The 26,323-nt window shown below is 63.8% G+C and carries 27 protein-coding genes; 4 read left to right on the top strand and 23 right to left on the bottom strand.

The features are described 5' to 3' along the window. Positions 1-801: S46 family peptidase (locus tag Q0C64_RS07185; RefSeq protein WP_294122104.1), on the top strand; the 801-nt coding region annotated here is incomplete at its 5' end. On the opposite strand, the gene Q0C64_RS07190 is transcribed toward Q0C64_RS07185, so the two are convergent. After that, positions 802-2,043 carry a cyclopropane-fatty-acyl-phospholipid synthase family protein gene (locus Q0C64_RS07190; protein WP_294122107.1) on the bottom strand — a complete coding sequence of 414 codons (1,242 nt, stop codon included), beginning with the start codon at positions 2,041-2,043 and terminating at the stop codon, positions 802-804. It lies immediately after the preceding gene. A 140-nt stretch (positions 2,044-2,183) separates the two neighbouring features. Between Q0C64_RS07190 and Q0C64_RS07195 the strand changes: the two genes are divergently transcribed. From Q0C64_RS07195 to Q0C64_RS07205, 3 genes are all read left to right on the top strand, one after another. After that, positions 2,184-3,185: a glycosyltransferase family 2 protein gene (locus Q0C64_RS07195; protein WP_294122109.1), complete on the top strand. Its 1,002-nt coding sequence runs from the start codon at positions 2,184-2,186 to the stop codon at positions 3,183-3,185. A gap of 69 nt (positions 3,186-3,254) precedes the next feature. Beyond that, positions 3,255-3,866 (top strand): sulfotransferase family 2 domain-containing protein, encoded by a 612-nt coding sequence (locus tag Q0C64_RS07200; RefSeq protein WP_294122111.1) that lies wholly within the window; start codon positions 3,255-3,257, stop codon positions 3,864-3,866. Between the two features lie 20 nt (positions 3,867-3,886). Beyond that, on the top strand, positions 3,887-4,492 hold the full coding sequence (locus Q0C64_RS07205; RefSeq protein WP_294122114.1) for a class I SAM-dependent methyltransferase: 606 nt from the start codon (positions 3,887-3,889) through the stop codon (positions 4,490-4,492). Here Q0C64_RS07205 and Q0C64_RS07210 read toward each other — a convergent pair. The 22 genes from Q0C64_RS07210 to cpaB form a co-directional block, all read right to left on the bottom strand. After that, on the bottom strand, positions 4,486-5,991 hold the full coding sequence (locus tag Q0C64_RS07210; RefSeq protein ID WP_294122117.1) for a lipopolysaccharide biosynthesis protein: 1,506 nt from the start codon (positions 5,989-5,991) through the stop codon (positions 4,486-4,488). The two genes, Q0C64_RS07205 and Q0C64_RS07210, sit on opposite strands and share 7 nt — an antisense overlap. 33 nt (positions 5,992-6,024) lie before the next feature. Then, positions 6,025-7,137, bottom strand: coding sequence for a hypothetical protein (locus Q0C64_RS07215; RefSeq protein ID WP_294122119.1), 1,113 nt, complete (start codon positions 7,135-7,137; stop codon positions 6,025-6,027). Between the two features lie 76 nt (positions 7,138-7,213). Next, positions 7,214-8,134, bottom strand: a complete 921-nt coding sequence (locus tag Q0C64_RS07220; protein ID WP_294122122.1) for a glycosyltransferase — start codon at positions 8,132-8,134, stop codon at positions 7,214-7,216. Beyond that, positions 8,131-9,342, bottom strand: coding sequence for a glycosyltransferase family 4 protein (locus tag Q0C64_RS07225; protein WP_294122125.1), 1,212 nt, complete (start codon positions 9,340-9,342; stop codon positions 8,131-8,133). Before Q0C64_RS07225 ends, Q0C64_RS07220 begins: the two co-directional genes overlap by 4 nt. A 19-nt stretch (positions 9,343-9,361) precedes the next feature. After that, a complete protein-coding gene (locus Q0C64_RS07230; RefSeq protein ID WP_294122128.1) occupies positions 9,362-10,072 on the bottom strand; it encodes a class I SAM-dependent methyltransferase in 711 nt (236 codons plus the stop codon). 97 nt (positions 10,073-10,169) lie between these two features. Further along, a complete protein-coding gene (locus Q0C64_RS07235) occupies positions 10,170-11,195 on the bottom strand; it encodes a glycosyltransferase family 4 protein (RefSeq protein ID WP_294122130.1) in 1,026 nt (341 codons plus the stop codon). Then, a complete protein-coding gene (locus Q0C64_RS07240; protein ID WP_366004465.1) occupies positions 11,192-12,220 on the bottom strand; it encodes a glycosyltransferase family 4 protein in 1,029 nt (342 codons plus the stop codon). Before Q0C64_RS07240 ends, Q0C64_RS07235 begins: the two co-directional genes overlap by 4 nt. 81 nt (positions 12,221-12,301) lie before the next feature. Further along, positions 12,302-13,471: a 23S rRNA (adenine(2503)-C(2))-methyltransferase RlmN gene (gene rlmN / locus Q0C64_RS07245; RefSeq protein ID WP_294122174.1), complete on the bottom strand. Its 1,170-nt coding sequence runs from the start codon at positions 13,469-13,471 to the stop codon at positions 12,302-12,304. Between the two features lie 48 nt (positions 13,472-13,519). After that, complete coding sequence (locus Q0C64_RS07250) at positions 13,520-14,005, bottom strand: hypothetical protein (protein ID WP_294122135.1); 486 nt, start codon at positions 14,003-14,005, stop codon at positions 13,520-13,522. Then, positions 13,966-14,478: a prepilin peptidase gene (locus Q0C64_RS07255; protein ID WP_294122138.1), complete on the bottom strand. Its 513-nt coding sequence runs from the start codon at positions 14,476-14,478 to the stop codon at positions 13,966-13,968. The genes Q0C64_RS07250 and Q0C64_RS07255 overlap by 40 nt, the downstream gene beginning before the upstream one ends. Beyond that, the gene (locus Q0C64_RS07260; RefSeq protein ID WP_294122140.1) at positions 14,475-15,302 is read right to left on the bottom strand and encodes a tetratricopeptide repeat protein; all 828 of its coding nucleotides are present in this window, start codon (positions 15,300-15,302) and stop codon (positions 14,475-14,477) included. The genes Q0C64_RS07255 and Q0C64_RS07260 overlap by 4 nt, the downstream gene beginning before the upstream one ends. Then, a complete protein-coding gene (locus Q0C64_RS07265) occupies positions 15,299-16,252 on the bottom strand; it encodes a LytR C-terminal domain-containing protein (protein WP_294122145.1) in 954 nt (317 codons plus the stop codon). The genes Q0C64_RS07260 and Q0C64_RS07265 overlap by 4 nt, the downstream gene beginning before the upstream one ends. 2 nt (positions 16,253-16,254) lie before the next feature. Next, complete coding sequence (locus Q0C64_RS07270; protein ID WP_294122147.1) at positions 16,255-17,232, bottom strand: type II secretion system F family protein; 978 nt, start codon at positions 17,230-17,232, stop codon at positions 16,255-16,257. Between the two features lie 4 nt (positions 17,233-17,236). Continuing rightward, entirely contained in the window at positions 17,237-18,238 is a 1,002-nt protein-coding gene (locus tag Q0C64_RS07275; protein ID WP_294122149.1) for a type II secretion system F family protein, read from the bottom strand. Beyond that, on the bottom strand, positions 18,235-19,623 hold the full coding sequence (locus Q0C64_RS07280; protein WP_294122151.1) for a CpaF family protein: 1,389 nt from the start codon (positions 19,621-19,623) through the stop codon (positions 18,235-18,237). The genes Q0C64_RS07275 and Q0C64_RS07280 overlap by 4 nt, the downstream gene beginning before the upstream one ends. Positions 19,624-19,625: 2 nt before the next feature. Next, positions 19,626-20,825, bottom strand: coding sequence for a pilus assembly protein CpaE (locus Q0C64_RS07285; RefSeq protein WP_294122153.1), 1,200 nt, complete (start codon positions 20,823-20,825; stop codon positions 19,626-19,628). Between the two features lie 11 nt (positions 20,826-20,836). Beyond that, positions 20,837-21,445 carry a TadE/TadG family type IV pilus assembly protein gene (locus Q0C64_RS07290; protein ID WP_366004470.1) on the bottom strand — a complete coding sequence of 203 codons (609 nt, stop codon included), beginning with the start codon at positions 21,443-21,445 and terminating at the stop codon, positions 20,837-20,839. Beyond that, complete coding sequence (locus tag Q0C64_RS07295; protein ID WP_294122155.1) at positions 21,442-21,963, bottom strand: TadE family protein; 522 nt, start codon at positions 21,961-21,963, stop codon at positions 21,442-21,444. Before Q0C64_RS07295 ends, Q0C64_RS07290 begins: the two co-directional genes overlap by 4 nt. Then, complete coding sequence (locus Q0C64_RS07300) at positions 21,963-23,606, bottom strand: pilus assembly protein TadG-related protein (RefSeq protein ID WP_294122157.1); 1,644 nt, start codon at positions 23,604-23,606, stop codon at positions 21,963-21,965. The genes Q0C64_RS07295 and Q0C64_RS07300 overlap by 1 nt, the downstream gene beginning before the upstream one ends. 12 nt (positions 23,607-23,618) lie before the next feature. Beyond that, positions 23,619-23,924 (bottom strand): hypothetical protein, encoded by a 306-nt coding sequence (locus Q0C64_RS07305; protein WP_294122159.1) that lies wholly within the window; start codon positions 23,922-23,924, stop codon positions 23,619-23,621. Further along, a complete protein-coding gene (locus Q0C64_RS07310; RefSeq protein WP_294122162.1) occupies positions 23,914-25,425 on the bottom strand; it encodes a type II and III secretion system protein family protein in 1,512 nt (503 codons plus the stop codon). The genes Q0C64_RS07305 and Q0C64_RS07310 overlap by 11 nt, the downstream gene beginning before the upstream one ends. 43 nt (positions 25,426-25,468) lie before the next feature. Continuing rightward, on the bottom strand, positions 25,469-26,323 hold an 855-nt coding region (gene cpaB, locus Q0C64_RS07315), incomplete at its 5' end, for a Flp pilus assembly protein CpaB (RefSeq protein ID WP_294122171.1).

Below are 26,323 nucleotides of genomic sequence, written 5' to 3' on the forward strand. Positions count from 1 at the left end.
CGACTGCTCGACGAGGAGCCGATCTATCCCTGGCTCGACCGGATGACGATGGAATGGTCGCTGTCGAAGGCGCGCGAATATCTCGGTGCCGACGATCCCCAGGCCAGGCTGCTGCTCGGTAAGGAGTCGCCCGAGGGCCTCGCCGCGCGATTGGTCGGCGGCTCCAAACTGGCGGACCCCGCCGTGCGCAAGGCGCTATGGGACGGCGGGCAGGCGGCGATCGACGCCTCGACCGATCCGATGATCGTCTATGCCCGCTCGGTCGATGCCAATGACCGCGCGCTGCAGAAAAGGTTCGACGCGGAGGTCGATGCGCCGCTGACCGCGGCCCAGGCCAAGCTCGCCGACGCCCGCTTCGCTGCCTATGGCGACAGCGTCTATCCCGACGCGACCTTCACGCTCAGGATCAGCTACGGCAAGGTCGCCGGCTGGATGGAACGCGGGAGCATGGTTCCGACCCGGACGGTCATGGGCGGCACGTTCGACCGCGCCACCGGCGCCGAGCCGTTCGACCTGCCGCCGGGCTATGCCGCCAACAAGGCCAGGATCAATCCCGCCACCGCCTATGACTTCGTCACCACCAACGACATCATCGGCGGCAATTCGGGTTCGCCGGTGGTCGACCGCCAGGGCCGGGTGATTGGGGCAGCGTTCGACGGCAACATCCACAGCCTCGGCGGCAATTACGGCTATGACGGCCGCATCAACCGCACCGTTGCCGTCTCGACCGCCGCGGTCCAGGAAGCGCTGGAGAAAATCTACCCGGCGCCGAACCTGGTCGCCGAACTGAAGGGCAAATAATCAGGCCGCCTTGGCGGGAGCGGTGTCGGTTCTCCGGTACCGCTCCTCCGCCTCCGTCATATAGTCGCGCGTGATCGGCACGGCGTGGCGGTCGCGGATATATTGGACCTGGTAATTGCAGGCCGCACCGCTCTCGAACATGACGATGCCGCCGGCCAGGTAGAATTCCCACATGCGGAAGAAGCGCTCGTCATACATGGCGACGATCTTGTCGCGGGCCTTGCCCGCCCGCTCCAGCCAGTGGCGCAGCGTATAGGCATAATGCAGCCTGAGCGTCTCGACATCGCTCGAGATAAGCCGCACCTTTTCGCTCGCCGCGCTCATTTCGCTCAATGACGGCAAGTGATAGCCCGGGAAGATCCATTTGTCGGTGAACGGGTCGGGTGCGCCTGCCCCGCCCAGCTTGCCGATGGTGTGGAGCAACATCACCCCGTCGTCGGCAAGCAACTCGCGGCACCTGGCGTAGAATTCCTCATAATGGGCGGAGCCGACATGCTCGAACATGCCGATCGACACGATCCGGCCGAACTTGCCGTCGAGATGGCGATAGTCGACCAGCTCGAACTTGACCCGGTCTGAAACCCCCGCCTCCTCGGCCCGCCGGCGCGCGACCTTGAGCTGTTCCTCGCTGAGCGTGATGCCAAGCACGTCGACGTCGGCCACCCGGTTCAGATAGAGCGCCGTCCCGCCCCAGCCCGAGCCGATGTCGAGCACGCGCATCCCCGGATTCAGGTGGAGCTTGGCGGCGATGTGCGCCTTCTTGTCGGCCTGGGCCTGCTCCAGGCTATGCGCCGGGTCGGTGAAGTAGGCGCAGCTATATTGCCGGTCGCCGTCGAGGAACAGCTCGTACAGCTCGTCCTTCAAATCATAATGGTGGGCGACATTGCGCTTTGACCTGTCCGGCTTGTTACGGCGGAGCAGCTTCTGCAGCCCCTTGATCTTGCCCTTGCGGAGGATCGCCCGGCCCTTGCCGCCATCCTCCCAGCGGTTGGCGCCAACGATGAGCTCGAGCAGGTCGAGGATGGTCCCGTCCTCGATGGTCAGCCGCCCGTCCATATAGGCCTCGCCCAGCGCCAGCCGCGGGTTGCGGACAAGGTCGAAGGCGACGCGCTTGTCGGCGAAGCGGACGGTCAACTCCTTGCCGCCGCCGGGGCCATAGGTCTCCCGGTCGCCGCCGGGCTGGATCAGTGTGATCCGCCCCTTGGTCAGGAGGGTTCCGATCAACCGGGAAATCAACGCCATAGCTGCACTCCAAACCGGAGGATGGTTTGGCCCGTCACGCCGCGGCGTTCAAGCCCAACAACATTCTCGCCCCTGTGCCAGCGCTGCACAGAAACGATGCAGAAGATGACTCAAGCATAATTTCTGTTAGCTTTCCTGCCATGAAGCTGATCATCCAGATCCCGTGCTTCAACGAAGGCGACCACCTGCCGGAAACGCTGGCGGCGCTGCCGCGTGCCATCGACGGGGTCGACGCAATCGAATTTCTGGTCGTGGACGACGGCAGCAGAGACGGCACCAGCGAGGTCGCCCGCCGCCTGGGCGTCCACCATATCGTCCGCCACCGCACCAACCGCGGGCTGGCCGCCGCCTTCCGTTCGGGCCTGGAGCGCTCGCTTAGCGAGGGCGCCGACATCATCGTCAACACCGACGCCGACAACCAGTATGACGCGCGCGACATCGCTGCGCTGGTCGCGCCGATCATCCACGGCGAGGCCGACATCGTGGTCGGCGACCGCGGCGTGCGCGACAACCAGCATTTCGGGCCGGTCAAGCGCTCGCTGCAGCGGTTGGGGAGCGCCACCGTCCAGCGCCTGTCGCGAACCCAGATCCCCGACGCAGTCAGCGGCTTCAGGGCGATCAGCCGCGAAGCGGCGCAGCGCATCAACATCACCTCCGACTTTTCCTACACCACCGAGATGCTCATCCAGGCCGGGCGCAAGCGGATGGCGATCATGTCGGTCCCGGTGCGGACCAACGGCGCGGTCAGGCCGTCGCGCCTGTTCCGCTCGATCCCCCATTTCATCGTCAACACCACCGCGACGATGCTGCGCGCCTGGGCGATGTACAATCCATTAAGGGCGTTTGTCTCCGCCGGGGCGATCGCCTTCATCGTCGGCCTGGCACCGATGATCCGCTTCCTGTGGTACTATGTCAGCGGCGACGGCGCCGGCCATGTCCAGTCGCTGATCATCGGCGGCGTGCTGATGATCCTTGGCGTGATCACCATCCTGCTGGGCGCGGTGGCCGACCTGATCGGCCGCAACCGCAATTTGATGGAACAGGTGCTGGAACGCGTGCGGGCGCTGGAGGAATCGCTCCGCAAGGAAGCCGAAGCGGGCGAGGCTGGCGAGAAACCCGCCGAGCGCCGGCGGGCTGGTTGATCCTCGGCCGATGAATGTCTCGATGGATTTTCAAATCGCGGACAAGGCTGATTTGCGATGATTCGCCGAATGCTGCGCCGTTACCGCGAGGCCAATGCGAACCGCGTACTGGCGCGAGAGCTGCACAACACGTTTCGCGAAACGGGCGCAATCTTCATCCACGTCCCAAAGGCTGCAGGTTCTTCGATCTCGCTTGAGCTGTTCGGCCACCAGGTCGGCCATTTTACGGTAATGGACTGGTTCGCCCGCGACCCTTTGCTCACCGAACGCCTGTTCAAATTCGCCTTTGTGCGAGAGCCGCTCGACCGGTTGCATTCGGCGTGGCGCTTTCTTCGTGCGGGCGGAATGAATGCCGGCGATGCTGAAACCGGTGCCAGATTGGCCGCGACTTTCGACGATTTTGTCGCGCAACTGGTGGCCGATGCGACCTTGCAGCGATGGATTCATTTTCTGCCGCAACATCATTTCCTGTGCGCTCCAGACACGCGCCTGCTCGTAGATTTCGTCGGCCGATTCGAGAAGATGGAAGCCGATTTCGCGCGCGTCGCCGCACGCCTCGGCAAGGATGTGCAACTTTCCGTTCGCAACCCGTCTCCGGCTGCACCCTTGGCGGCCTCGGATCGCACGCGAAAGCTTGTTCGGGACCTTTATGAAGCCGATTACCAGATGTTCGGCTATTGAGCACAAAGGCAGCAACGACGATGGATCGCTTCGCCTTTTGGGCCGACTTCTTCAATGCAAATGAGGTCAGGACGGTCACAGAGATCGGTGTTTGGCGCGGAGAATTTGCCGAGCGGATTCTTTCCTCTTGCCCAAGCATTGAACGATATTACCTGGTCGATCCGTGGCGACATCTTCCCGACTGGAACAAGCCGTTCAACAAAGGCGATGATGAGTTTGAGGACGTACTGGCCGAGGCACGACGACGCGTCTCCCCGTTCGCGAGCAGATGTGTCTTTCTGCGGGGAAGAACCACCGAAGTGGAACTGCCAGAAGTCGATTTTACATATGTCGACGGCGATCACACGTTGCGCGGCATCAGCATTGACCTGATCCGTGCCTGGCCCAAAACGAAGTGGCTTGGAGGAGACGACTTCGGTCCGATCTGGCAGCATGGAGCGAAGTTCGAGCCTAGCATGGTCAATCCGTTTGCGGCTCATTTCGCAGAGGCCGTTGGCGCATCGTTCCAGATATTCGGCAATCAATATCTTATGGGGCGCGATGATGCCTTTGCCTACGATGGCGACACAAGGCTCCTACCGCACATTCGATCGCGCTGCCGCTGGGAGCGGCTGTTCGGCTATTGAGCCGAGGCCGCGGCTATGCGCTGCTGGATGATTGACGGAAGCGGAAATTCGAACGGCAGCACATCGAGGATCCGCGCGACCAGTCGGGGCGCGATGAGCCACATCACCAGCGCATAGGCTAGGCATCCCAGTACGGCGGCGAGGATAAGGCGTACCGGGACCGGAAGCGCCACCAACTGCGCGAGCGCGAAGCCGGTCGTTGCATAGAGGATGGCGAGCCCCGGCAGCGACGCCCCGATTGCCGTGAGCAGGCGAATTGGCGCCAGCGGCATGATTGCGGTCAACAGCGCCACGCCGACGAGGCCATTGATTGCCGACCCCGCCGCAAAGCCCCACGCGATCGCGGTCATGCCCGCATCCGCCAGCGTTGGGATCACGATCAGCACGGTCACCAGCCCGATTGCCGGCAGCAGAAGGCGCAGCTTCGGATGACCGAGCGCCAGCAAAGTCGAGCCGCAGTACCAGCTGATGCTGCCGAACAGGGCGGCCGCGGCAAGACCCGGCAACAGCGGCACGGTTCCCTGCCATTGGTCCCCAAGCAGCCCGACCAGCGCGTCGGGCCCAACCATCGCCATCAGCAGGAATAGCGGAGCGACAATCGCGAACAGAGCCTGCAAGCCATTTCTGGCGACCGTGGCGACGCGCGCGCGATCATCCTGAAGCTTGGCCATCACCGGCACCGCGACCTGCGCGATCGGGCCGGTAATCAGGAATTGCAGCACCTCCATCAGCCTTCGCCCGAGGCCGAACAGACCGACATTGGCGGGGGCGAAGACCAGTCCGATCAGCAGCGGCGTGGCCCGCTGCGATACCTGTCCGATCAAGCTTCCTGCCAGCGACCACAGGCCGAACCGCCACAAGTGCCGCGCTGCCGCTGCATCGAAAGCGGGCTGTGGCCGGTAGCGGGTTGCAATGAACCCGCCAACCAGGCCGAGCAAATTGCCCACCAGCACCTGACCGACCAGGCTCCACACCCCAAAGCCGGTCGCCGCCATCACGATGCCAAGGACCGCTCCCGCCGCCGCCGACAGAACGGACAGCCAGGTCAGGGCGCGGAACCGCAGGGCGTGCGTCAGCTGGGCGTTAAGCAACCCGCCGACTGCCATGATCGGGACCACGGGAGCCAGGGCGAGGACAACGCCTTTCAGCTCCGGCGAGTTGAACCAGATTGACAGCGGGCCAGCCGCAGCGGCCATGCCAATCGCGAAAAGCGCGCCGAGCGACAGGGACGCCCAGAACACCGAATGGAGGTCGCGCGGCGTCACTTCGCGGCGCTGGATCAACGCGACCGAGAAGCCCTGGTCGGCAAACGTTGCGCCAATGAACACGATGGCGGAGGCGATGGAGTAGAGGCCGAATTCGGTCGGGCCCAACAGCCGCGCCATGACCAGGACCGTGCCGACGGCGATGCCCTGGGCCATCCAGTTCATCGCTGCGGTCCAGCGGATGCCGGTCAGCGCCGCGCGACGCAGGTCATGTCCGGTATCGCGCCGAGCCATTCGGTCAGCTCCCACCACGAATTCGCATAGACTTCAGTCCACCGTTGGCAAGGACGGCTCGGAAACTGCGATCGATTTGCCTATGATGTTCTTGAGCCGGGTGCCGCATAGGTTCAGTGGAACAATGTCAGTGCCCTGATTCAAGTGGCTTGCGGAGACTGGTTTGCGCTCTACGCGGGGATCAAGGTCGATACGTCGGCCGATATCAACACAATTGCTTAGTGATTCGCCATGGAGATAATTTGTAAGCCCCTGTACATTGACCCACGGCATGTCTTTCACCTTGGGCCAGCGTTCCTTCTGGCCGTATCGTGTCCATTCGTTATCGTGAACTTGAGCGATTGACGCGTCTTCGAGAGGGGCGCTCATTAAGTCGTTGCGGACGAAGAAGACGTTGAACCCATGCCGATGGGCGCCAACCAGCGTATACCCCTTGCGAGATGACAGCTTGACCATTGCGGCAAGGGAGACACTGCGGAACTCCTGCTCCACCTCCGGCTTGTTCCAGGCGAAGAAGTCATCGCTGTAGGGGATGGTCAGTGATAGGTTTCCGGGAATGATGTCGTGCGTTTCGAAGACGCAAATCCTGGGTCTGATTTCCTCGATCGCCTCCCAAATGTGATAGTCGTTGCCGTCCATGTCGAGCGACAAAAGGTCGACCTCGCCGTGGGCGCCAGAGGCCGAAAGAAGGCCATTGACGTTACTCCGAGTGATCCAGGCCGTTGTGATCGTCGGCTTGATCAAGAGGCAGTCTCGCTGCTTCGCGAAAAAATTGGTCGCAGCGGTGGCGTTACCTTCGTCACCGTCGAACAAGTAGCCCTTGAAGCCGTGATTGATGATTAGATTGGCGGCCATGCACTCTCGACCATCGCCGCAACACATCTCGACAACGGTTTTCGTTTTGATGCCGACTAGTGCAAGCAAATAGAGAATTATACCATCTTCCTCAAACTGCGAATAGCAGCGGAAACCAGCGTCCGCGATGTCTGGATAGGTTTTGATGCCAGCGGCTTTGTTTGAGTAATATCGAGCCAGCAGGCCCTTCTGTAACTGCTGCTCTACTGTCGGGAACTTGAGGTCCATGTCCTCGATCAAGTCGCGCAGAAAAATGCGCACACGCTCGATCCATCTACGCTTGAACGACATCCCGTCCTCCGAACTTCGAGCGCCATCGAATTAGCAGGGATTAAACTCATGGCAAGCGGGCCGCTGTCCCATTCGGTCAGCTCCTGCCCCTGGCGGCAATGGTGCCGTACGCAACACCTAGATAATAGGCCACGTCCATCGTCGCGTCCAAGCGCTCCGGCGATCCCGTGGGCGCTTGATAGGCCCGGCGTGCATAGCGAGCCGCCAGCCGAAAGGTTTGACGCAAGCTTTCGCCGGGAATTTGATGGGACCGCTGCGTTATCCGGTCGGAATAGCCCTGCCAGAAGAACCGCCGCCGAAACCAGCCGACCTGGATCCGTTCGGCCGGCGCATGATGCCTTACTATCATGTCCGGGCGGTAGATCGCACGCCACCCGAGCGAAGTCAGCCGATGCTGCAAGGCCGCTTCCTCGTTGGAAACCAGCCGTCTTCCGCGGCGGCCCAATTGTTCGTTGAACCCTCCCGCCTGTTCGAGCGCGGTTCGTGCGATCGCCATATTCGCCCCAACCACATTCTCGTCCTCGCCGAGTGCTCGGCGCGCCTCGCCATAGTCCAGCATCGACAGGAAGGGCACCATCCTGTCGCTGAGCCATGCGGGCCTCGGAACTTCCCAGATCGGCTCGATCTTGCCGCCGATGATGCCGGTGCGGCCATCATCGCGCGATATCTCATCCGCCAAAGCCCGGTACCAGCCGGATCGCGGGATGGCGTCGTCGTCGAGATATGCCACGAAGCGCGCGGCGCTTGCACGCCAGCCGCGGTTGCGCGCACGCGACAGACCGGGAACCGGTTCAATAACGACCCGCCGCCGCGCCGGATCGGCCGCGGCCCATTCGCGCGCCAGCTTCAACGATGAATCGCGCGAGCCATTGTCGACAATGATCGCGTCCCAATCCAAGCGGTCGCTTTCCAATCGGTCGATGCCGGCCAGCGCCTTGGCCAGGCCGTCCGCCCGATTGTAGGTGCACACAACGATTGAGAGCAGCGGATCGCTCACCATCCCAGCTCCACCTCGATCCGCGCCACGATCCTTTGGGCGATCGCGCCCCAATCGTATCGTTCTTCCGCCAATTGCCGTGCCGCGCGCGATCGTTCCTCCAGATCCGGCGCTGCGACCAGCTTGCGGATGGCGCTGGGGAACCCGTCCATCTCCGCGATAAGGATTGCCAGGCCGGTGGAGTCTTCAACGCCCCGCCCGCCAAAAGGGGTGGTCACGATCGGCAGGCCGGCGGCGAGATATTCGAACATTTTGACGTTGCTGCCCGAACCTGCGGTCATTGGATTGAGCGCTATGTCGGCGGCGATGAAATAAGGATCGAGCTCGCCTATGCCGCCCGTGACAGTGACATTGTCCGGAAACGGGCTGCGCAGCGCGTCTCCCACCGAACCGACAATGTCGAAGTGGATTTCGGGCAGCCGGGAGGCGAGATCAATCACCGCCCGCGCCGCATCGATATTCGGCCCCCAATTGGAGCCAATGAATAGTGCGTGCGGAACCCCATCCACAACCTGCCGTGCGCGTCGAGCAAATGCCCGGGCTGAGGCAATGGGGGCGAAGCTCGCGCAATCGACACCGTTGGGCGCGACCATTACCTTGTCCGGATCGCAACCAAAGTCGTCGATTGCGTATTGGTGATCGAGGTCGGAACAGGTTATGACAAGGTTGGCGCGCCGCATCGCCCGCCGCTCTACCTCGTAGAGCGCTCGCGCGGCCTTACCGGCCCAGCTGGACTCCCCTTGGCGGTCCATCCAGATTCGCCATTCGATGTTGTGGGCGTCCAGCACGACGAAATGATCATCCCTGAGATAGGGAGCGGCCAAGTCCCAGTTCTGCGGATGCTCGAATATCACGACATGGTGGTTGGCCATGCCGCGCGCCACCTGCCTACTGCGCGCCAACGGGCGAGGAAGCAAGGTTGCGGCCACCTGCGGGGCATTCAGCTGCCTCAGAAGCCGGTTGCCGACCAGCAGAGCCGGATTGAAATAGATGCCCTCGACATAACCGGGCGCGATCGGATTATCCTTGTCGATAACCAGCCCGCCGACACCGGTGCGGACCGAAGCATTGCTGATCTGGTAGATTTCCCACCCCGCCGCGGCATAGCCCCGATTGAGATAGTGGATCCGTTTTGTGCCGCCCGTGTTCGGGCGCTTGGTGCCGTAGGGACTGATCGTCAGCGCTCTACGCCTCCTATCGGTGGACATGGCCCGCCAGCCCCATGGCCTATTTGATGCCAAGCACGCGTTTGATCGGTTTGGTCAACCCGGTCGCCCGCGCGACCCATTCGGCCGCATGGCGGGCGTCCCGCTTCCATTGTTGCGCCTTGGGCAAATAGCGGAAATCGGGATAGGTGCGGTTAATCCCCTGATGCATCCAATCGGCGCTATTGTTACCGTGCGCCAGCTTGGTGAAGATTGATGTGTCGCCGATAAAGCGGTCGAGCGTCCAGTTCGGCTCCTCCATCAAGAATTCATGAAGCATCCGGCAACTCGGAATGCGGATGTCGTCGACAAGCATGGTGCCGCCGATGGCAAGGCGCGCCTCGGTGTACATCCAATCGACACAGGGGTGAGGGAATCCGTGCGCCCCATCGATATAGACCAGGTGCAGTTCGCCATCGAGCTTCGGCAGCATCTCGCAGGAAGGACCAATTGCGAATGTGACGTTGGCGTGATCGATGTCGTATTTATTGCAAAAGCTGCGGACCCGAACTTGCTCGTCAGCGCTTGGGGTGACGGTCACATGATCGGCTCCAGATTCGGCGGCAACCACGGTCGAATAGCCACAGCCTGTTTCCAGCGAGCGCACGTCGGGTTTCAGGCGCTGCTGCAGGAAATCGAGGATTTCCCACTGCGACTTCCAATTTTTCGGCTCGTCGTCAGAACCATGAAAGTTAGGCATTTCTGCCCGTAAGATTTCAATGGCCTTCGTCACATCGTACCCCCCCGCCAATGGATATTGCCCGAAGCAGCTGCTAAATCGCACGCAGCTTCACTGCTAAACTCCTTGGCCAGGCAAATGCAAAATATGGCTAGTGCGAGTTTGACACATTGCCCTGGCGTTCGCGTGATGTGCCGACGACGCGGCGCAGCAAATCCTCCATTTTGTCGAGCCAGCGCGTTTCGGAGAAATGACTTACGGCGCGATTGCGCGCATTTTCCCGCATTTCAGCCAGCCGCTCTGGTTGCGCTGCTAGTGCGCGAACCGCAGCACAAACCGCTTCGCTGTCACCGGCAGGCAAGGCAATCCCGTTGGCCGGGGGATCGACCACCTCGGCAACCGCCCCGCCTGCGCTGCACAAGACAGGCGTGCCGCAGGCCATCGCCTCGGCGGCGGCGTAGCCGAAACCTTCCAGCCGGGAAGGAAATAGCAATAGGTCAGCGGCGCGATATGCGCTGCGCAATTGTTCACGCGAGACCCTGCCCAGCACTCGCGCCTCGACGGGGACCGAGATGCCCGGTTCAGGCGGCGGGCCAATTACCGTCAGGCGGAAGTCCTTTCCCAGCATTTCAAGCGCCTGTGCCACCACCTCAAAGGCCTTGCGACGGCTGGGCTTGCCGACCCACAGCAATTCGAAGGTGCCCTTGCCGCGGCCTGCCTTCTCGGGCGTGAAAAAGTCGGTATCCACGCCATTCGGAACGACTTCACATGCGACTTCGCCAAACGTATCGCGAATCTGACGTGCTGCATGGTGGCTAACGGTCACTGTTGCAGCCGAACGGCGCAGCGCAGCCCGCTCCATCGGAAGGATAAAGTTGCGATGGTATATGCGCTGCGGCAAGCTTTTGAAGGCTGCCATGGCTGGATCGTGAACGACATGGTGTAGCACAGTCAAAAGCGGCGCCGGCTTGGCGAACGCTGCGGCATTCCAGCTATTGGCTATTGTCACATCGGGCTGTGTGGCCGGCCCCGGCGCTGCCCATGGCAGATATTGCATGCCATGAGGTAGCAACATGAGGCCAACAGCATGTCCGCGCGCGGCAAGCCCCCCGGCCAAACGACGTGCCCATACTTCCGCACCCGTATCCGTGCGAATCGTCGGCATCCAGATTTTCACCGCACTTGTCCCTCCGCGGCGAGTGCGCCGTCATAAATTTTGACAACATCGTCCGCGACGCGGCCCCAGGAATAGGCCTGGCGCGAGCGGGCAATGGCGGCGGTCAGATATTCGCTGCGTCGGGTTTCGTCCCAGGCAGCGACCTTAGCGATCTTGTCGCGCCAGGCTGGTGGATCGCCGGGCGGAACCAGGAAGCCGGTTTCGCCATCGATCACCGCCTCGACCAGGCCGCCAGTCGCCGAAGCGAGGACCACTCCTCCCACCGCCGAAGCCTCGACGGCGACCAGGCCGAAACCCTCGAACTCGCCGGAAGCGGGCTCGATATTCGGCACGATTACACACAGCGCGTTGCGGTATTCGGCCACCAGCGCGTCCTTGTCCAAAGAGCCAAGATAGTCGACGCGCGGATCATCCAGTATCGCCGCTTCGGCCTTGGCCCAGATCGGACCGGCGACCTTCAGCCGAATTTCGGGTGGCAGTAGTGGCAGGACATTGCGGACGAACCACAAGCAACCTTTCTGCTCGATCAGCCGGCCTGCGAACAGCAAATGCCGGCCATGAGGCGGGACCGACGCGGATCCGGCGAGATCGGTAGCGAGCGGGACGACGGCGACGCCAAGCCAGCCACTCTCCGCTGCGACGCGGGCCGTCGCGGATGAATTGGCGATCACCGTCGCATTGCGATTGAGCCATGCGCCGAGGCGGAGATAGGCGCCGTAAAGCCGCCCTTTCCATCCCCCTCTGCGATGATAGCTGACGTCGGTTCCATGGGCAGACAGGAGGACGGCGGGACGAGGATTTCCGAACCTAGCCAGCAGCGCAAACGGCCAGCATGCCATGTCGCCGATGTGAATAATCGCCGGCGGCTCCTTTCGCCGCAGATAGTCCCGGGCGACGCCGGCCGCGAAGCCCAGGATCGACCAGGCCGTCGGCGGCAATCCATTGGCTCGGCCAGGGAGTGCGGCAAGGTCGAGGTTTACGCGCCGCGCAAGCTCGCCGGTCAGCCTTGCGCTATAGGTTTCCATGCCCCCGACGGCGGGCGGCCACTTGCGCGTGATGAAGAGGACCGTCCGCGGGGGCGAAGTCTTCGAAACCATTGCGACGGCCTAAGCCGCCGCTGCCTCTCGGTCCAGATCGGCCCGCTTGCGCTTCTCCGCAGCGGTCTTGAGCTGGCCGCAGGCGGCGTCGATGTCGCGCCCTCGCGGGGTGCGCACCGGGGCCGAAATGCCGGCCTCGAACACGATATTGCTGAACGCCCGGATCCGCTCGTCGGTCGAGCATTCGTACGGCGCGCCCGGCCAGGGATTGAACGGGATCAAATTGACCTTGGCCGGCAGCTTGTACTGCTTGATCAGCCGCACCAGCTCGCGCGCGTCGGCGTCGCTGTCGTTCTTGTCCTTCAGCATCACATATTCGAAGGTGATGCGGCGGGCATTGTTGGCACCGGGATAGGCGGCGCAGGCGGCGAGCAATTCCTCGATGCCGTACTTCTTGTTCAAGGGCACGATCTCGTCGCGGATTTCCTTGGTCACCGCGTGGAGTGACACCGCCAGATTGACGCCGATCTCCTCGCCGGCGCGGTCCATCATCGGCACCACGCCCGAGGTCGAGAGCGTAATGCGGCGCTTGGAAAGGCCGAGGCCGTCGCCATCCATGACGATCTTCAGCGCGTCGCGGACATTGTCGAAATTGTAGAGCGGCTCGCCCATGCCCATCATGACGATGTTGGTCAGCATCCGGCCTTCGGGGCTGGACGGCCATTCGCCGAGCGCGTCGCGGGCCAGCATCACCTGGCCGACGATCTCGCCAGGCTCGAGATTGCGGACCAGCTTCATCGTGCCGGTGTGGCAGAAACGGCAATTGAGCGTGCACCCGACCTGGCTCGACACGCACAGAGTGCCGCGGTCGGCGTCGGGGATGAACACCATTTCGAAATCATGGCCGTCGTGCGTGCGCAGCAGCCATTTGCGCGTGCCGTCGGTCGACACTTGCGCCTCGACCACCTCCGGCCGGGTAATGGCGAAGCGCTCGATCAGCCACGGCTGCTGGGCCTTGGCGATGTCGGTCATCTTGGCGAAATCGCTGACCCCGCGATTGTAGATCCAGTGCCAGATTTGCTTGGCGCGGAGCTTGGCCTGCTTCGGCTCCAGGCCGGCTTCCTCAAGCGCGCCCCGGATTGCTTCCCTGGAGCGGCCGATCAATTCGACCTTGCCGTCGGCACGCGGAGCGGCCGCGCGCGGCACGGGCACGGGATCGACGGGGCCGGGAATCGGCATCAAGGATGTATCGGCGCTCATGGCAGGTGGGCGCCAATATAAGAATTATCAGCGATTTACCAGTGTTACGGAGCAGGCCGCCGCCGCGTCGATTGCCAGCGGCGCACCGTCCAGGCTGTAACGGTCGACGATCCGGCCGCCGCCCGGGCTTCTCGCTTCGACCCGCATGCCGCTGTTGGAGCGTATCGCGGCGATGATCGCCTGTTCCTGCTTGGGCCCGCGGCTCCAGGCCATGTCGCCCTGGCTCATCAACAGGAATGGCTGGTCGCCAATCGTCAGCATGACGGTGGCGCCAGGACGCGGCAGGCGGCTCAGGCGAACGGCCAGCTGGCCGTGGCGCGGCCCGCCGGCATCGAACGCCAGGCTAGCCCGGGCCGGCGGGCGATCCTTGATCGTCGCACCGACTGATTTCGCCGCCGCCTCGCAGGTGCGGCCCTGGCTCAGCGTCGCCCACTGCCCATCGGCGGCGACGATCGACGGCGCCGCTGCCAGCGTCAGAAATGAAAATATGGCGAGTTCCAAACGCGCAGCCACCAGCCCATCAGCGCGACGCCCAGCGCAATCGCGATCCCATAGGGAATGGGCCCTCCGCGCCGAAGCAGCAAGACCTTGCCGCGCGTTGCATCGGACCAGGGCATGCGCCGGACCAAGATGATCAGTAACGCTTCGATCCCGCCGGCAATGGCGATCGCAACCAGCAGTTTCCACCCGTCGCTGAGGTTGAACCACAGCGCCGAGGCCGACAGCAGCTTGATATCACCGCCGCCCATCCAGCCACGACCGAACATGAAGGTGCCGATCGCCAGCACCGCCGTGAACAGCAGGAAATTCTGCCACAGGCCGCTGATCGGACCGTCAAGCACCAGCGCGGCGAAGGCGCCGATCGCGATCAGGCCCGAAATCCAGTCGCTGATCCTGAGGCGCCAGCCGTCCTGGATCGCCGCCAGCACCAGCAGCAGCAACAGGAATCCGGCCAGCCAGTCGGGGGCCGTCAGCAACAGCTTCATTTGGGGCCGTCCAGCGCGGCAAGGTTTGCGGCCGCCTTGGCATACCAACGGCTCCTTAGTTCGATTGCCTGGGCGAAAGCCGCTTCGGCGCGTTGCCGCTGGTCGCTGGCGGCGGCGACCACGCCGGTGTCGTTGAGCCGCGACGCATAGGCTTCGTCATTCTCGCCCTGCATCCTGGGCGGCAGGTCGGCGGCGACCGCCTCGCGCGCCAGTTCGAGGTTGTTGGCCAGGCGCGGCAGCTTGGGATCGATCGTCGCGGCGCGCTCGAAGCTGGCCAGTGCCTCGGCCCAATGGCCCCTGAGCATCATCGACCAGCCCTGGTTGTTGACAATTTCGGCGCGGCCCGGCTCCAGCTGGGCGGCGCGGGCGTACGCCGCATCGGCTTCATCCCACCGGCCCTGCTCGTCGGCCGCCACGCCGCGCGCGTTCCACGCCCGCCAGCCGGCGCCGGGCACCTGGGTTGCCCGATCCAGCAGCGCGGTGGCTTCGGCGTCGCGGCCGAGGTGCAGCGCCGCGATTCCGCCGCGCTCAAGCAGTAGCGCTTCATTGGGATGGTTGGCGAGCAGCGCCTTGTACAGGTTCAACGCCGTTTCATATTCACCGCGGGCCAGCGAAAGGTCGGCCAGCAGCCGATCGACCGGCTCCCCCCGGGCACCGGCGGCGACCGCCGTCCCGAGCATCGCCTTGGCCTGGTCGAGCCGCCCGGCGGCAATGGCGCGCCCGGCTTCGCTCAGCGAAATCGCCGACGACGGAGCGGCAGGCTGCGGTGGCGCCGCGGGCGCCGGATCGGCCAGGGCCAATGCCAGCGCCAGGCTAAGGATCATGCCCTGGGCTTGAGCGCGCTCTCGCGTGCCGCGTCACGTCCGAGCAGGATGGTAAGGCCGCCGCTGCCGGCTGCGCGCCGCTCCAGCTCGAAGCCGAACTGGGCCGCCAGCCGCTGTGCCCGCGCCGCATCGGCCGGCGTGAACTGGATCACGCTTTGCCGGCGCACCGCCGGCGCATCGCCGATCTCGGCGCCCTTGAACCCGCGCATCGCCAGGAAGGCGCGGGTGCGCGCCGCCAGCCCCTGGACCCGGGCGGCGTTGAGCAGGGTCACCGCCGGCTGCGCCTTGCGCTCGAACTGGATGGTCGTACTGGTCGCCGTCCTGGTGACGCTCTTCGCCTCCCACTTCTGCTCCGGCTGCGTTAGCAGCGCCACTTCGCGCAGCGACAGCCGCTCCAGCCGCATCTGGGCAAGCGGTTGCTCAACCGCCACCGGCGCGGAGCGTGGCGGCGCGAGGGCTACCGTCACACTTTGCGCCGGTGGCGGCGGCAGCACGGGAACCGAGCCAGGCACTTCACGCGGCGCCTCGGGGGCGACGACGCGCGTTGCCAACTCAGTCTTGACCCGTGCGGCTTCGTCACGCTGTCCCTGGGCATCCAGGGACTGGGCGAAGAGGGAATAAATCTCGGTGTTGGCGGGATCGACCGCCAGCGCCAATTCATAATTGCGACGCGACAAATCGATCCGGCCCATGCGGTCGTAGCATGTCGCCAGCCCGATCAACGCCGGCACGCTGTCCGGCTGCTCGCGCAGCGCCTTGCGATAGGATTCGAGCGCCAGGCCGACATTCCCGAGAGCCAGCTGGGCATTGCCTTCGGCGACGCGGAAATTGGCCGGCTGCGATCCTTGCGCCAGCGGCTGCTTGATCGAGCGCACCTCGATGCTGCTGGTGCTGCACGACGCGGCAGCGATCGCCGCTGTCGTCCAGATGAGTGTTAAAGACCGCTTCATGGTCACCTCGCAATCGCTGGCAGGACTATCCTGATCGTTCTTATTACCGCCGGCAGCATCAGCACGCCGATCATCACCGGCAACATGCAGGTCACCAGCGGAATCGACAGCAGCACCGGCAAGCGGTGCGCCTTCTCCTCGGCACGCATTCGCCGCCGTTCGCGCATCTCCGATGCATAGACGCGCAGCGTCTGGGCAATCGACGAGCCCAACTTGTTCGACTGGATCAGCAGGGTGGCGAAGGCGCGGATCTCGTCGGCTCCGGCACGGTCGGCCATGCGCCGCAGCGCGTCCTCCTGGCTGCGGCCGGCGCGAAGCTCGAGCACCACCGAACCAAACTGTTCGGCCAGCAACGGATGCGACCGGGTCATTTCCATGCCGACCCGGCTGAACGCCGCTTCCATGCCGAGGCCCGCCTCGACGCACACCAACATGAGGTCGAGCGCATCGGGGAAGCCGTTAATAATATCCTGCTGGCGACGGTCCGCCTTGGCCCGGATCCACAGGCTCGGCAGATAGAGCCCAAACAGGGCCGCGATCATGCCGACCAGATAGATTTTGATCGCCGACGGCGAGCTGCCGCCGGCCCACATGAAGCCGATCGCCGCGATCGGGAAACCCAAAACGGCCATCAGGCGGATAAGCGAGTAAATCCTGGGGGCAGAATCCTGCGTATAGCCGGCCGCGACCAGCCGGCTGCGCAGCGTCGCGTCCTTGGTGTCGACCAGCGGCACGCCCGCTTTCTCGATCGCCGATACCAGCGAGATCCAGGCCCCGCGGGCGTCATGCACGCGCAGGCCAGCCCCCGGAATGATGCCTTCATCGTCGATCGAAGAAGACGAGCCAGTCGATAGGCGTCGCCGAACCTCGCGCCGCTCCTCGACCGTCAGCGTGACGCCAAACGTCACCGCGGCCACCGCCAGGAACAGCAGGATCAGCAGCGCCATCCGGGCGGTATTGTTGGCGAGGAGCTCGGTCATCCGCCTACACCTTCAAATCGATCATGCGCCGGATCGAGAAAAAACCGATCAGGTACATAATGAGCAGGACGACATATCCCGGCAAAAATGCTGGGTCGTCGGCGACATCGAGGTAGAAACGGGGATTGCCGATAAACAGGATGGTGAAAGCGATGATCGGCAATGCGGTCAACATCGCCGCGGTCATCCGTCCTTCGCTCGACAGCGCCCGCACCTTGAGCATCATCGATGCCCGCTCGCGGATCACCTGGCTCAAATTCTCAAGGATCTCGGCGAGGTTGCCGCCCGTTTCATTCTGAACGGCCAGGCTGACCACGAACATCCGCATATCATCGAGGTCCCATCGGTCGGCCATCGCGCTCAATGCGTCGCGCAGGTCAGCGCCGTAGGTCACCTCGTCGACGACGATTCCGAACTGGCTGCCGATCGGATCGGGCATTTCGACCGTCAGCAGGTCGAGCGCGGCGGCAATCGGGTGACCGGCGCGCAGGCCGCGCACGAACACGTCGAGCGCGACCGGGAACTGGTCCTGCATCTTCTTGCGCATGCGCGTGGCGCGAATATTGAAATAGAGCATCGGCAGTCCGGCGCCGATCAGGAACGAGAAGGTCGCCAGGATCAGCACCCGGCCCCCGCCTAGCGCGACATTGCCGATGATCATGAACAATAGGATGCCAAGGAAGATCAGCACGGGCGCCAGCAGCAGCGCCAGCATCAGCCGGCCCGTCGGCATGGCTACGCCAGCCGCCATCAGCGTCTTTTCAAAGGCGATTGCCGGCCGGGCGATGATCTCCGGCAATCCCTCGGGGATGTTGCTTGCCCGGCGGCGCAGCAGCTGCATCGCCTCGCCGCGCGACACCCCGCGGCCGATCAGGTCGAGCCGCTGGTTGATCGCCTGGGTTTCAAGCCGCCGGCCGACAATGACCGAGACGATCCGCTCGACCGCAAATACCACCGCCGCGAAGACGAGAACGAGGACAAGCGCGCGGATCCAGATGTCGCTCATGCTTCGAAATTCCTGTCCGGACGGAACAGGTCGGCCGCCAGAGTAACGCCGTGCGAGGTGACCTGCTCGAGGAAGCGCGGGCGGATGCCGCTCGCTTCGAACCGGCCTTGGACCATCCCGTCGTTACCGATGCCGGTTTGGCGGTAGCGGAAAATCTCCTGCATGGTGATGACGTCGCCTTCCATGCCGCTGATTTCCGACAGGCTGACCAGCCTTCGGCGGCCGTCGCTGAGACGCGCGACCTGGACCACGACGTGAATCGCTGAGGCAATCTGCGCGCGGGCCGAGCGGGCCGGGACGTCGATTCCGCTCATGCCGATCATCTGTTCGACACGGCTGAGCGCATCGCGCGGCGTATTGGCGTGGACGGTGGTCATCGAACCGTCGTGGCCGGTGTTCATCGCCTGCAGCATGTCGAACGCCTCGCCGGCGCGAACCTCGCCGACGATGATCCGGTCGGGCCGCATGCGCAGCGAGTTCTTGACCAGGTCGCGCTGCAATATCTCGCCCTTGCCTTCGATATTGGCGGGGCGGGTTTCGAGCCGGGCAACATGCTCCTGCTGCAATTGAAGCTCGGCCGAATCCTCGATCGTGACGATCCGCTCACGATTGTCGATGAACGCCGACATGGCGTTGAGCATGGTCGTCTTGCCGGAGCCGGTGCCGCCCGAAATCAGCACGTTGAGACGCGCCGCGACGACGGCCTTCAGCACTTCGGCGACCTGGCTCGGGACCGATCCGATCTCGGTCAGCCGAGCCATGCTGATCGGCGTCTTGGCGAATTTGCGGATTGACAGCAGCGCGCCGTCGAGCGCCAGCGGCGGCACCACAGCATTGACGCGGCTGCCGTCGGCCAGGCGGGCGTCGACCATCGGCGCCGATTCATCGACCCGCCGTCCAACTGCCGAGACGATTTTCTGGATGATGCGGATCAGATGCCGTTCGTCTTTGAACCGCACCGCTGACGGCTCGAGGACACCAAAACGCTCGACGAACACGCTGTCATGGCCGTTGACCAAAATGTCGGTGATCGTGGCATCCTTGAGCAGCGGCTCCAGCGGCCCGAGGCCGAGCAGCTCATCGAGCACATCGTCGACCAATCGCCTGCGCTCGGCCGTGTTCAGGGCATGGCGCTGCTTGTCGAGCTCTTCGAGGACGATATCGCCAACCTCGTCCTCGATCTGCTCGCGTGACATCGTGTCGAGCGCGCTCAAGTTGATCAGGCCCAATAGCCGCTGGTGCAGCTCAACCTTGAGGTCGGTGTGGAGTTCCTTAGCGGCGAACGCACCGGCATCGCCGGTGGTCCTGAGCTTGCGATCTTCCTCGGTCCGCTCGGCGACTTCTTCGGGCGAGACCTGGTCCTTGGGTTTGCGGATCTGCCACATGGTCAGCGCTCCAATCCAAGGGCGCCGGCAACGCCGCGCTCCAGCGCGTCGAAGTCCCGGCAGAGCGACGACTTGCGCTTGACCTGGTCGATCGAAATGCCCCGGTCGATTGCCTGGCTCATCGTCTCATGGTCATTGGCGATGCAGTAGGACACCGGCTTCCGCAACACCCGCTCGGCATCGGCTTCGCTCAGCGTCCGGAAGAAGCCCTTCTCGGCCCGATTGATCACCACGCGAACGTCAAGATTGGTGAGATCCTGTTCGACCAGCAGATCAAGCTGGCGGCGGGCGCGGTGTAGGCTGGGGACCCTTAGCTCGGTGACCAGCAGCACCAGGTCAGACCGCGCCAGCAGCGACAGCGACCAGTTGGTCCAGTTGGTCGGAAGGTCAACGAACACCGTGCCGAACTCAGCCACGGCAATGTCCATGATCGCCAGCAGCTGGTCGCTGGTCAACAGCTCCAGCGGCATGATATCATGCGGCGCCGAAATGACCTTCAGACCGCTCTCGTCCTGGGTTGCGGTCGACCGCAGCAAATCGCCATCGAGCCGCTTGCCGGCATCCACCAAATCCTTGAACGTCAGCGCCGACTGCACTCCCAACTGAAGGGCGGCATTGCCGAACTGGACGTCGAGGTCGATTAGGCAGGCTTCACGCCCTGCCTTCGCTTCATTGGCGGCGAACCGCGCGGCGAGTTGGGTCAGCAATGCGGTGGCGCCAATGCCACCCTCGCTCTTGATGATCGTGACAATCTTCTGATGGCCGGCGCGCGGCCGCGGACCCTGGGCCGCCACCATCCGGCGGATCGGGTCGAGCGCTGTCTCCAATTCTTCGGGGTCCAGCGGCAGCGGCACGACATCGTGCGCGCCGGCGCGGACCAGCGCGCGAACCAGCTTCATCGATGGCTCGTACGACGCCGCGATCAGCGGCACCGGGCCTTCGGCGAGCTTCTTGAACCGGGCGAGCGAACGATCATCGCCGTCGGTTACCTGGACCACCGCCGCGGCAGCGCCGGACAGTATGGACGATTCGATGTCGGCAGCCGTGTCGACGATTACCAGCTCCAGCGGGAAGCCGGCGGCATGGGCGCCAACCAATTCATTGGCTTCGCCTTCGGCGCCGGCCAGCAACAGCCGCACCGGTGCAGGGCCAGTATCGGCCATCCACTGGGCATTGGGTCGGTCAGGGTTATGTACGCTCATCACACGCTACCTCAATTCGAAAAGGTTCCAGAGCTGTCCTCGGCGGTCAGCGTTGCGGAAGCCGCGGGCAAATCCCAACCGCCAAAACCGAGCAAGAAAATTGGCCTAAATCGCATGTCCCGCAGACTGACAGTCACCAGCGGCTGCACATCCATCGTTTCGTCAGCGCTTCCAGCGTAGCCGAAGCCGGAACCCGAATATCGAACGACGACATTGGCGGCAGTGACTTCAGGATTCATCTGCGTCATGCGTTGGACTATGACGCCGAATGCGTCCGGATCGACATCGCCGGCTCCGCCTGGGCACGGAGCCGTTTCGCAAGTGCAACTTGTGTTGGTGCACTCTAGCGTTCCGAGCGCGCTGGCCGGAATCAGATCACCATTTTTGATCGTTCCGGCGATGTAGCTGGCCCCGACAAGGTCGGGCGACACCGGGGTCGTGACGATCGCAATTCGCGCGCCCATCTGGGTCGCTTTTTCGGATTCATTGAGCTGCCAGAAGAAGCGGCCCAAATCGATGATCCCGAACAGCAGCAGGATCAACAGTGGCAGGACCAGCGCAAATTCGGCCGCGCTGGACGCCCGTCGGTCATTGAGCAGCATGAAAAGCGACCGGCTCATGACCCGATCACCGGCGCTTCGGATTCCGCCCGCAGGCAGAGATTTGCGGTCGGCATGCCAAGCTCGCCCAGCACCGACCGGTAACTGATCGCGGCGCTGACCTTGACCACCGGAATGTCGCCGACCAACGAGGAGTAAATCCCGCTATAGTCGTTGGCATCGACGCAACGGATGGTAACGGTGATCGGCTGGGCAACCCCGGTGCAGGTGCGGGCCCAATAGGCGCTGCTGAAACGGCCCGTACCGGCACCGGTAACGGTCCCTGTCCGGGTGACATTCTTGATCAGCGTGTCGGCCGACGAACTGATGGTGTTGGGGCATGTATAATTCGCCTCGAGCGGCAGGCGGGCAGCATAGCGCGCGCCATCGCGAACCTGTTTGACCAGCCCATGCTCATCGAGGAAATAATTGCCGGCCTCGGCGCTGCCGAACATCAGTGCCAGCAGGAACGGCAGGACCATCACCATTTCCGCCGCGGCCGAGCCGTCGTCGCGCTTGAAGGGATTCGGCAGCTTCATCAGCGCACCAGATAGGGCCGGCTGCGGCTATAATATTGGAATCCGCCGCTCCCGCCGACGGGCTGGGCGGGGCCAACCACCTCGCCATAAATTTCCTTGTCGTCGGTCGACTGGGTCGCGCCTGCGATACCGGTTTCCGCTGCCGATCGCTGCAACGACGGCTCGGTCAGGAAAATGTCGAACACCCGCAGGATGATATAATCCTCGAACGCCGCCCCCTTGCCATGGAGGTTGTCGCAATTGGCGGCGACGATTGGCAACACGCGGCGATCCTTGACCGTTGTGGCTGCTGCGGTCGCAAACTGCGGCTTGTTGAAGGCGCACTGCTTTGTGATGCTCCAATTTTGTCCCTGCTTGTTCCATGCTCCAGTCGAGATCAGCTTCGGGTCAAGCTTGCCGGTGGCAATGTTGGCGATCTCCCACTGGTAGACCTGGTAGCGGGTCAGCGTCGAGGCGGTCGCTCCGTTGCCAACGGCGGCCGCGATCGTCGCTGCCGTCTCGCCCGGATGATTGGCCGCGATATATCCGGCCCGATCCCAGTTGGCGTCGCCGAAATTCTGCGCCCCGCCCGCCGTTGGGCAGGTGCCCGTATAATGGCACGTGTCGCGACCAAATTGCCGCGCATCCTTGTTCTGGGCGAAGTCCGCATATTGCACTTGACCTGTGGGATCCTGCGGCCTGCCGCCTGCGGGAGTACCGCAAGCCGGCGAGGTGGTCGGCTGCGCGGCCTGCCGAATGGTATAGGTCATCAGCCGAGTCATGTCCTTGCGCGTGTCTTGCGCGGGACAGGCGAAGCCGGTCGATGGAACGCATTTGCTGGCGTCATTTTTGTTTTGACCGGCGTAGACATCCATCCGCGTGTTGATCGCGTCGGTCGCATTCTTGTTACCCGGCTCGGTCGAATTGTCGTCGGTGCTCTGACAGCCGTTCAGGCCGTTGCCGAGCAGAGCATTGAGCACCGCCGGGTTGCCGTTGCCGAAGTCGAGGTAGCCATAATTGCCCGGCGCCCAGGCACTGCCGCCCGCGGTCTTCATGATGATTCCCTTGCCGATGTCGGCATCGGTCGGAAAATCGTCCGACGGGGCGCAAACCAGCAACGGCGCGACGTTGCAGATCGATGATTCGACGCCCGCCACCGCGGTTGCCACAGCGTCATGGGCAAATGCGCCGACGATCGGGGTCAGCGCATATCTGGCCGCCCGGACCTTGGTCGTAACGATGACAAAGGTCGTTTTGTTGTCGCCATTGGCATCGCCATCGGCAACCGCCGTGCAGGCGGCGGCATTGTCCTGGATGGCGTCGTCGAACTCGCTGCAAAATTTGATGGTCTGAATTTCGACGGCCGAACCATCGGAGCTAGCGTCGTTGGCAAACCGCGTCAGATTTTCAGCCAGCCGGTCCTTGGAATTTGACGTGATCGCATCGCGGGCGCGCTGGCCGGCGCCATCGGCGCGGTCGAGCTGGGTCGCCGCCGCCAATGCTGCCTGGTCGGCTGCCTGCTGCAATTCGGTATCAAGGGTCGCGAAGCGGGCATAATCGAAGGCGATTCCACCCGCGCCGATCAGCGCAAACATCGACAGCGCGACAATCGGTGCCACCGCCGCGCTGTTATCGCCTCCATGTCCAAAAAGACGCCGCCTCATCTCCCCGCATCCTCAGCTTCCCGGAGTGTTCCCGCCGCCGACGCCGGACGCTCCGCCGCCATTGCTGCCATTGCCGCCATTGCCGCCGGAGTTCACCGCCTTGACCGTGCCCTTGCGGTAACGTTCGGTCGCCTTCTGCGCCTTCTCGCCATGATAGCCGGGCTGCAGGGCGTCGGCCGGATATTGCGGATCCGGGTCGACCGTCTGGACCGCCATGTCATAGCGCACCGCTTCGCCGAAGCCCGGATCGACCGGGGTGCAGCCCGCCGCCGCGAACAGCACCGCACCGGTCGAAAGCAGAAGAACCTTAGTACGCATGGCCATAGTCCTTCTCCAGCTTGGAGGGATCGAGCGCCGCCATTCCGCCAGGGCCAGCCGTGGCCGGTCCCCGCGGCATTTCGCCGGTCGGGCGACCCACCGGTGACGGCTGGGTCGGCGCCAGCGGATTGACTCCGACGCCGCTGTCGGTGCGGCCCAGCAGGAACAGGTCGACCTCGTCCGGCGGGCCGGCGCGATCAGTCGGCACCTTCATCGCCGCCGCCTTGACCGGCCGGACCAGCCGCGGCGTGACGATGATCACCAGCTCGGTCTCTTCCTTCTGGAAGTTGGTCGAGCGGAACAGCGCGCCGATGATCGGGATCGAGCCCAGGATCGGGAATTGCCGGACGGTATCCTGGAAGTCGCGGCGGATCAGGCCGGCCAGCGCGAAGCTCTCGCCGTCGCGCAGCTCGACCGTCGTCTTCGCGCGGCGGGTCTGCAGGCCCGGCACGCGCAAATTGTTGACGACCACCGAGGCGGTCGGATCGATCGAGCTGACCTCCGGCGCGACTTCGAGGTTGATTACCCCGTCGGCCAGCACTGTCGGCGTGAAGGCCAGGCTGACGCCGAACTGCTTGAACTGGACCGATATTGACGTTCCGCCGCCATCGCTGCCTGAACTTTGCGCGACCGGGATCGGGAATTCGCCGCCGGCGAGGAAGCTCGCCGTCTCGCCCGACAAGGCAACCAGCGTCGGCTCCGCCAGCGTTGTCACGACACCCTTGCGCTCCAGCGCGTTGAAAGTCGCGTCGATATCTAGCCCGCCGATGTGGAACACCCGGGTCAATATGCCGAAGCTGTCGACAATCGCCCCGAGCGACAGCTGCGGCGGATTGGGCGTGGTTGTGGTCGTCGTAACGCCGCCGACGGTGGAACTGGTGGTGGTCGTGCCGGTCGAGCTGACCAGACTGGCGCCGCCGCCGAACGCGCCCTGGAAGCCGTGGTCCCCGCTACCGGTGACGAAGCTGCTGAAGCCGAGGTCCTTCAGCGCGCCGCGCTTGATCTCGGAGAAGCGGACCTCGAGCATCACCTGCTGGGACGATCCGATCGACAACAGGTTGATGACCTTGCCCGGGGCATAGGTTTCGGCGAGTTGGACCGCCCTGTCGGCGGCCGGGCCGGAGCTGACCACGCCTTCCAGCACGATCGATTCATTGGCGATGCGCGCGCCGACCGTGTCGTTTGGCATCAGCTCGCTGAGCTGGCGCTTCAGCCCGATCACGTCGGGCCCGACAGCCACATCGATCACCGCGATCAGCATGTTGCGCCGGTCGTAAAGCGTGAGGTTGGTAGTCCCCATCTTCTTGCCCAGCACATAGAGCGAGCGATCGGAGAGCGGCAGCACGTCGGCGATGTCGGGACTGCCGATCAGCGCCTTGGCGAAGGGCCGGTCGGTCCGTAGCACCTGGCTCTTGTTGACCGGCACCGCCAGCTCCCCGGCGCGAACCCCGTCGGCTTCGCTGACCGTGACCTGCGCGGCAGCAGGCGAAGCTGCTGCCAACGCTGCCGAACTACAAGCGATGGCGGCGCCCGCAAGCGCGCCCTTAACGGTCCTGCTGAGCATAGCCCCCCACCTCATAGTCCCTGGATTCCATTCCCCGCGTGACGCTAACCGTCGACGTCCGCGGCACCACCACCTTGAACACCGGCACGCGCGGCCGGTGGACCCGGACAACGGGCGCCGTGGCGACGGCCGGCGCTGTGCCGGCTGGTGAACCGGGCGGCTTCGAACCGTAATAGCTGTAGCGCAGGTCAGCGAGGCTGACCGTTTCGATCTTCTGGATATTCTGTTCCTCGCCGGGCTTGCGCAGGACGAGGCTCAATTCGCCCAGCTGCTGACCAAGCGCGACCTTCTGCGCGTCGATCGGCGTCAGCTCGAGCGTCGCGGTCCGAGACACATTGGGTTTGCCATCCGGATTGTTGGCGTTCTGATCCATGGCGATAACGCGGATGTTCTGCAGCAGCACGTCGGTGACCTGCGAACCGTCGCCATTGATCGGCTGGCGCGTGATCAGGACGTCCACGGTGTCATTGGGTTTGACGAAGCCGGCCACGCCGGAAACGTCGTTGATGCGGACCGTCGCGGCGCGCATGCCGTCGGGCAGCAGCGCGGCGATCGAGGCCGCCTGGCCCTCACCGGTCAGGTCGGCAGCGATCAGCGGCTGGTTGACCTGGATAGAGCGGAGCGCGACGCGGCGCTTACCCTCGGGCAGCAGCTCCTTCAGCGTTTTGTACGATCCCGGCGGCAGGCTGGCGGCGGGATATTCGACGAATTTGACCTTGTCGGGCGTGACTTCGTTGCCGTAGGTCAAAGGTAAGGAAGCGACCGCGATGCGGACCATGCCCTGCGGCTGTCCGGCGGCTAACTGCCTTTCCTTCCCGGTCAGATAGGTGTTGGC

The organism is Sphingomonas sp. (genome assembly GCF_023266535.1).
Taxonomy (GTDB): Bacteria; Pseudomonadota; Alphaproteobacteria; order Sphingomonadales; family Sphingomonadaceae; genus Sphingomicrobium.

Coding starts and splice junctions, on each gene's coding strand:
- Q0C64_RS07190 (WP_294122107.1), bottom strand. CDS start 2,043: ATGGCGTTGATTTCCCGGTTGATCGGAACCCTCCTGACCAAGGGGCGG.
- Q0C64_RS07295 (WP_294122155.1), bottom strand. CDS start 21,963: ATGAAGCTGCCGAATCCCTTCAAGCGCGACGACGGCTCGGCCGCGGCG.
- Q0C64_RS07205 (WP_294122114.1), top strand. CDS start 3,887: ATGGATCGCTTCGCCTTTTGGGCCGACTTCTTCAATGCAAATGAGGTC.
- Q0C64_RS07225 (WP_294122125.1), bottom strand. CDS start 9,342: ATGTCCACCGATAGGAGGCGTAGAGCGCTGACGATCAGTCCCTACGGC.
- Q0C64_RS07285 (WP_294122153.1), bottom strand. CDS start 20,825: ATGAGCGTACATAACCCTGACCGACCCAATGCCCAGTGGATGGCCGAT.
- Q0C64_RS07270 (WP_294122147.1), bottom strand. CDS start 17,232: ATGACCGAGCTCCTCGCCAACAATACCGCCCGGATGGCGCTGCTGATC.
- Q0C64_RS07210 (WP_294122117.1), bottom strand. CDS start 5,991: ATGGCTCGGCGCGATACCGGACATGACCTGCGTCGCGCGGCGCTGACC.
- Q0C64_RS07280 (WP_294122151.1), bottom strand. CDS start 19,623: ATGTGGCAGATCCGCAAACCCAAGGACCAGGTCTCGCCCGAAGAAGTC.
- Q0C64_RS07305 (WP_294122159.1), bottom strand. CDS start 23,924: ATGCGTACTAAGGTTCTTCTGCTTTCGACCGGTGCGGTGCTGTTCGCG.
- Q0C64_RS07290 (WP_366004470.1), bottom strand. CDS start 21,445: ATGAGCCGGTCGCTTTTCATGCTGCTCAATGACCGACGGGCGTCCAGC.
- Q0C64_RS07195 (WP_294122109.1), top strand. CDS start 2,184: ATGAAGCTGATCATCCAGATCCCGTGCTTCAACGAAGGCGACCACCTG.
- Q0C64_RS07200 (WP_294122111.1), top strand. CDS start 3,255: ATGCTGCGCCGTTACCGCGAGGCCAATGCGAACCGCGTACTGGCGCGA.
- Q0C64_RS07240 (WP_366004465.1), bottom strand. CDS start 12,220: ATGGAAACCTATAGCGCAAGGCTGACCGGCGAGCTTGCGCGGCGCGTA.
- Q0C64_RS07300 (WP_294122157.1), bottom strand. CDS start 23,606: ATGAGGCGGCGTCTTTTTGGACATGGAGGCGATAACAGCGCGGCGGTG.
- rlmN (WP_294122174.1), bottom strand. CDS start 13,471: ATGCCGATTCCCGGCCCCGTCGATCCCGTGCCCGTGCCGCGCGCGGCC.
- Q0C64_RS07260 (WP_294122140.1), bottom strand. CDS start 15,302: ATGATCCTTAGCCTGGCGCTGGCATTGGCCCTGGCCGATCCGGCGCCC.
- Q0C64_RS07275 (WP_294122149.1), bottom strand. CDS start 18,238: ATGAGCGACATCTGGATCCGCGCGCTTGTCCTCGTTCTCGTCTTCGCG.
- Q0C64_RS07255 (WP_294122138.1), bottom strand. CDS start 14,478: ATGAAGCTGTTGCTGACGGCCCCCGACTGGCTGGCCGGATTCCTGTTG.
- Q0C64_RS07215 (WP_294122119.1), bottom strand. CDS start 7,137: ATGTCGTTCAAGCGTAGATGGATCGAGCGTGTGCGCATTTTTCTGCGC.
- Q0C64_RS07265 (WP_294122145.1), bottom strand. CDS start 16,252: ATGAAGCGGTCTTTAACACTCATCTGGACGACAGCGGCGATCGCTGCC.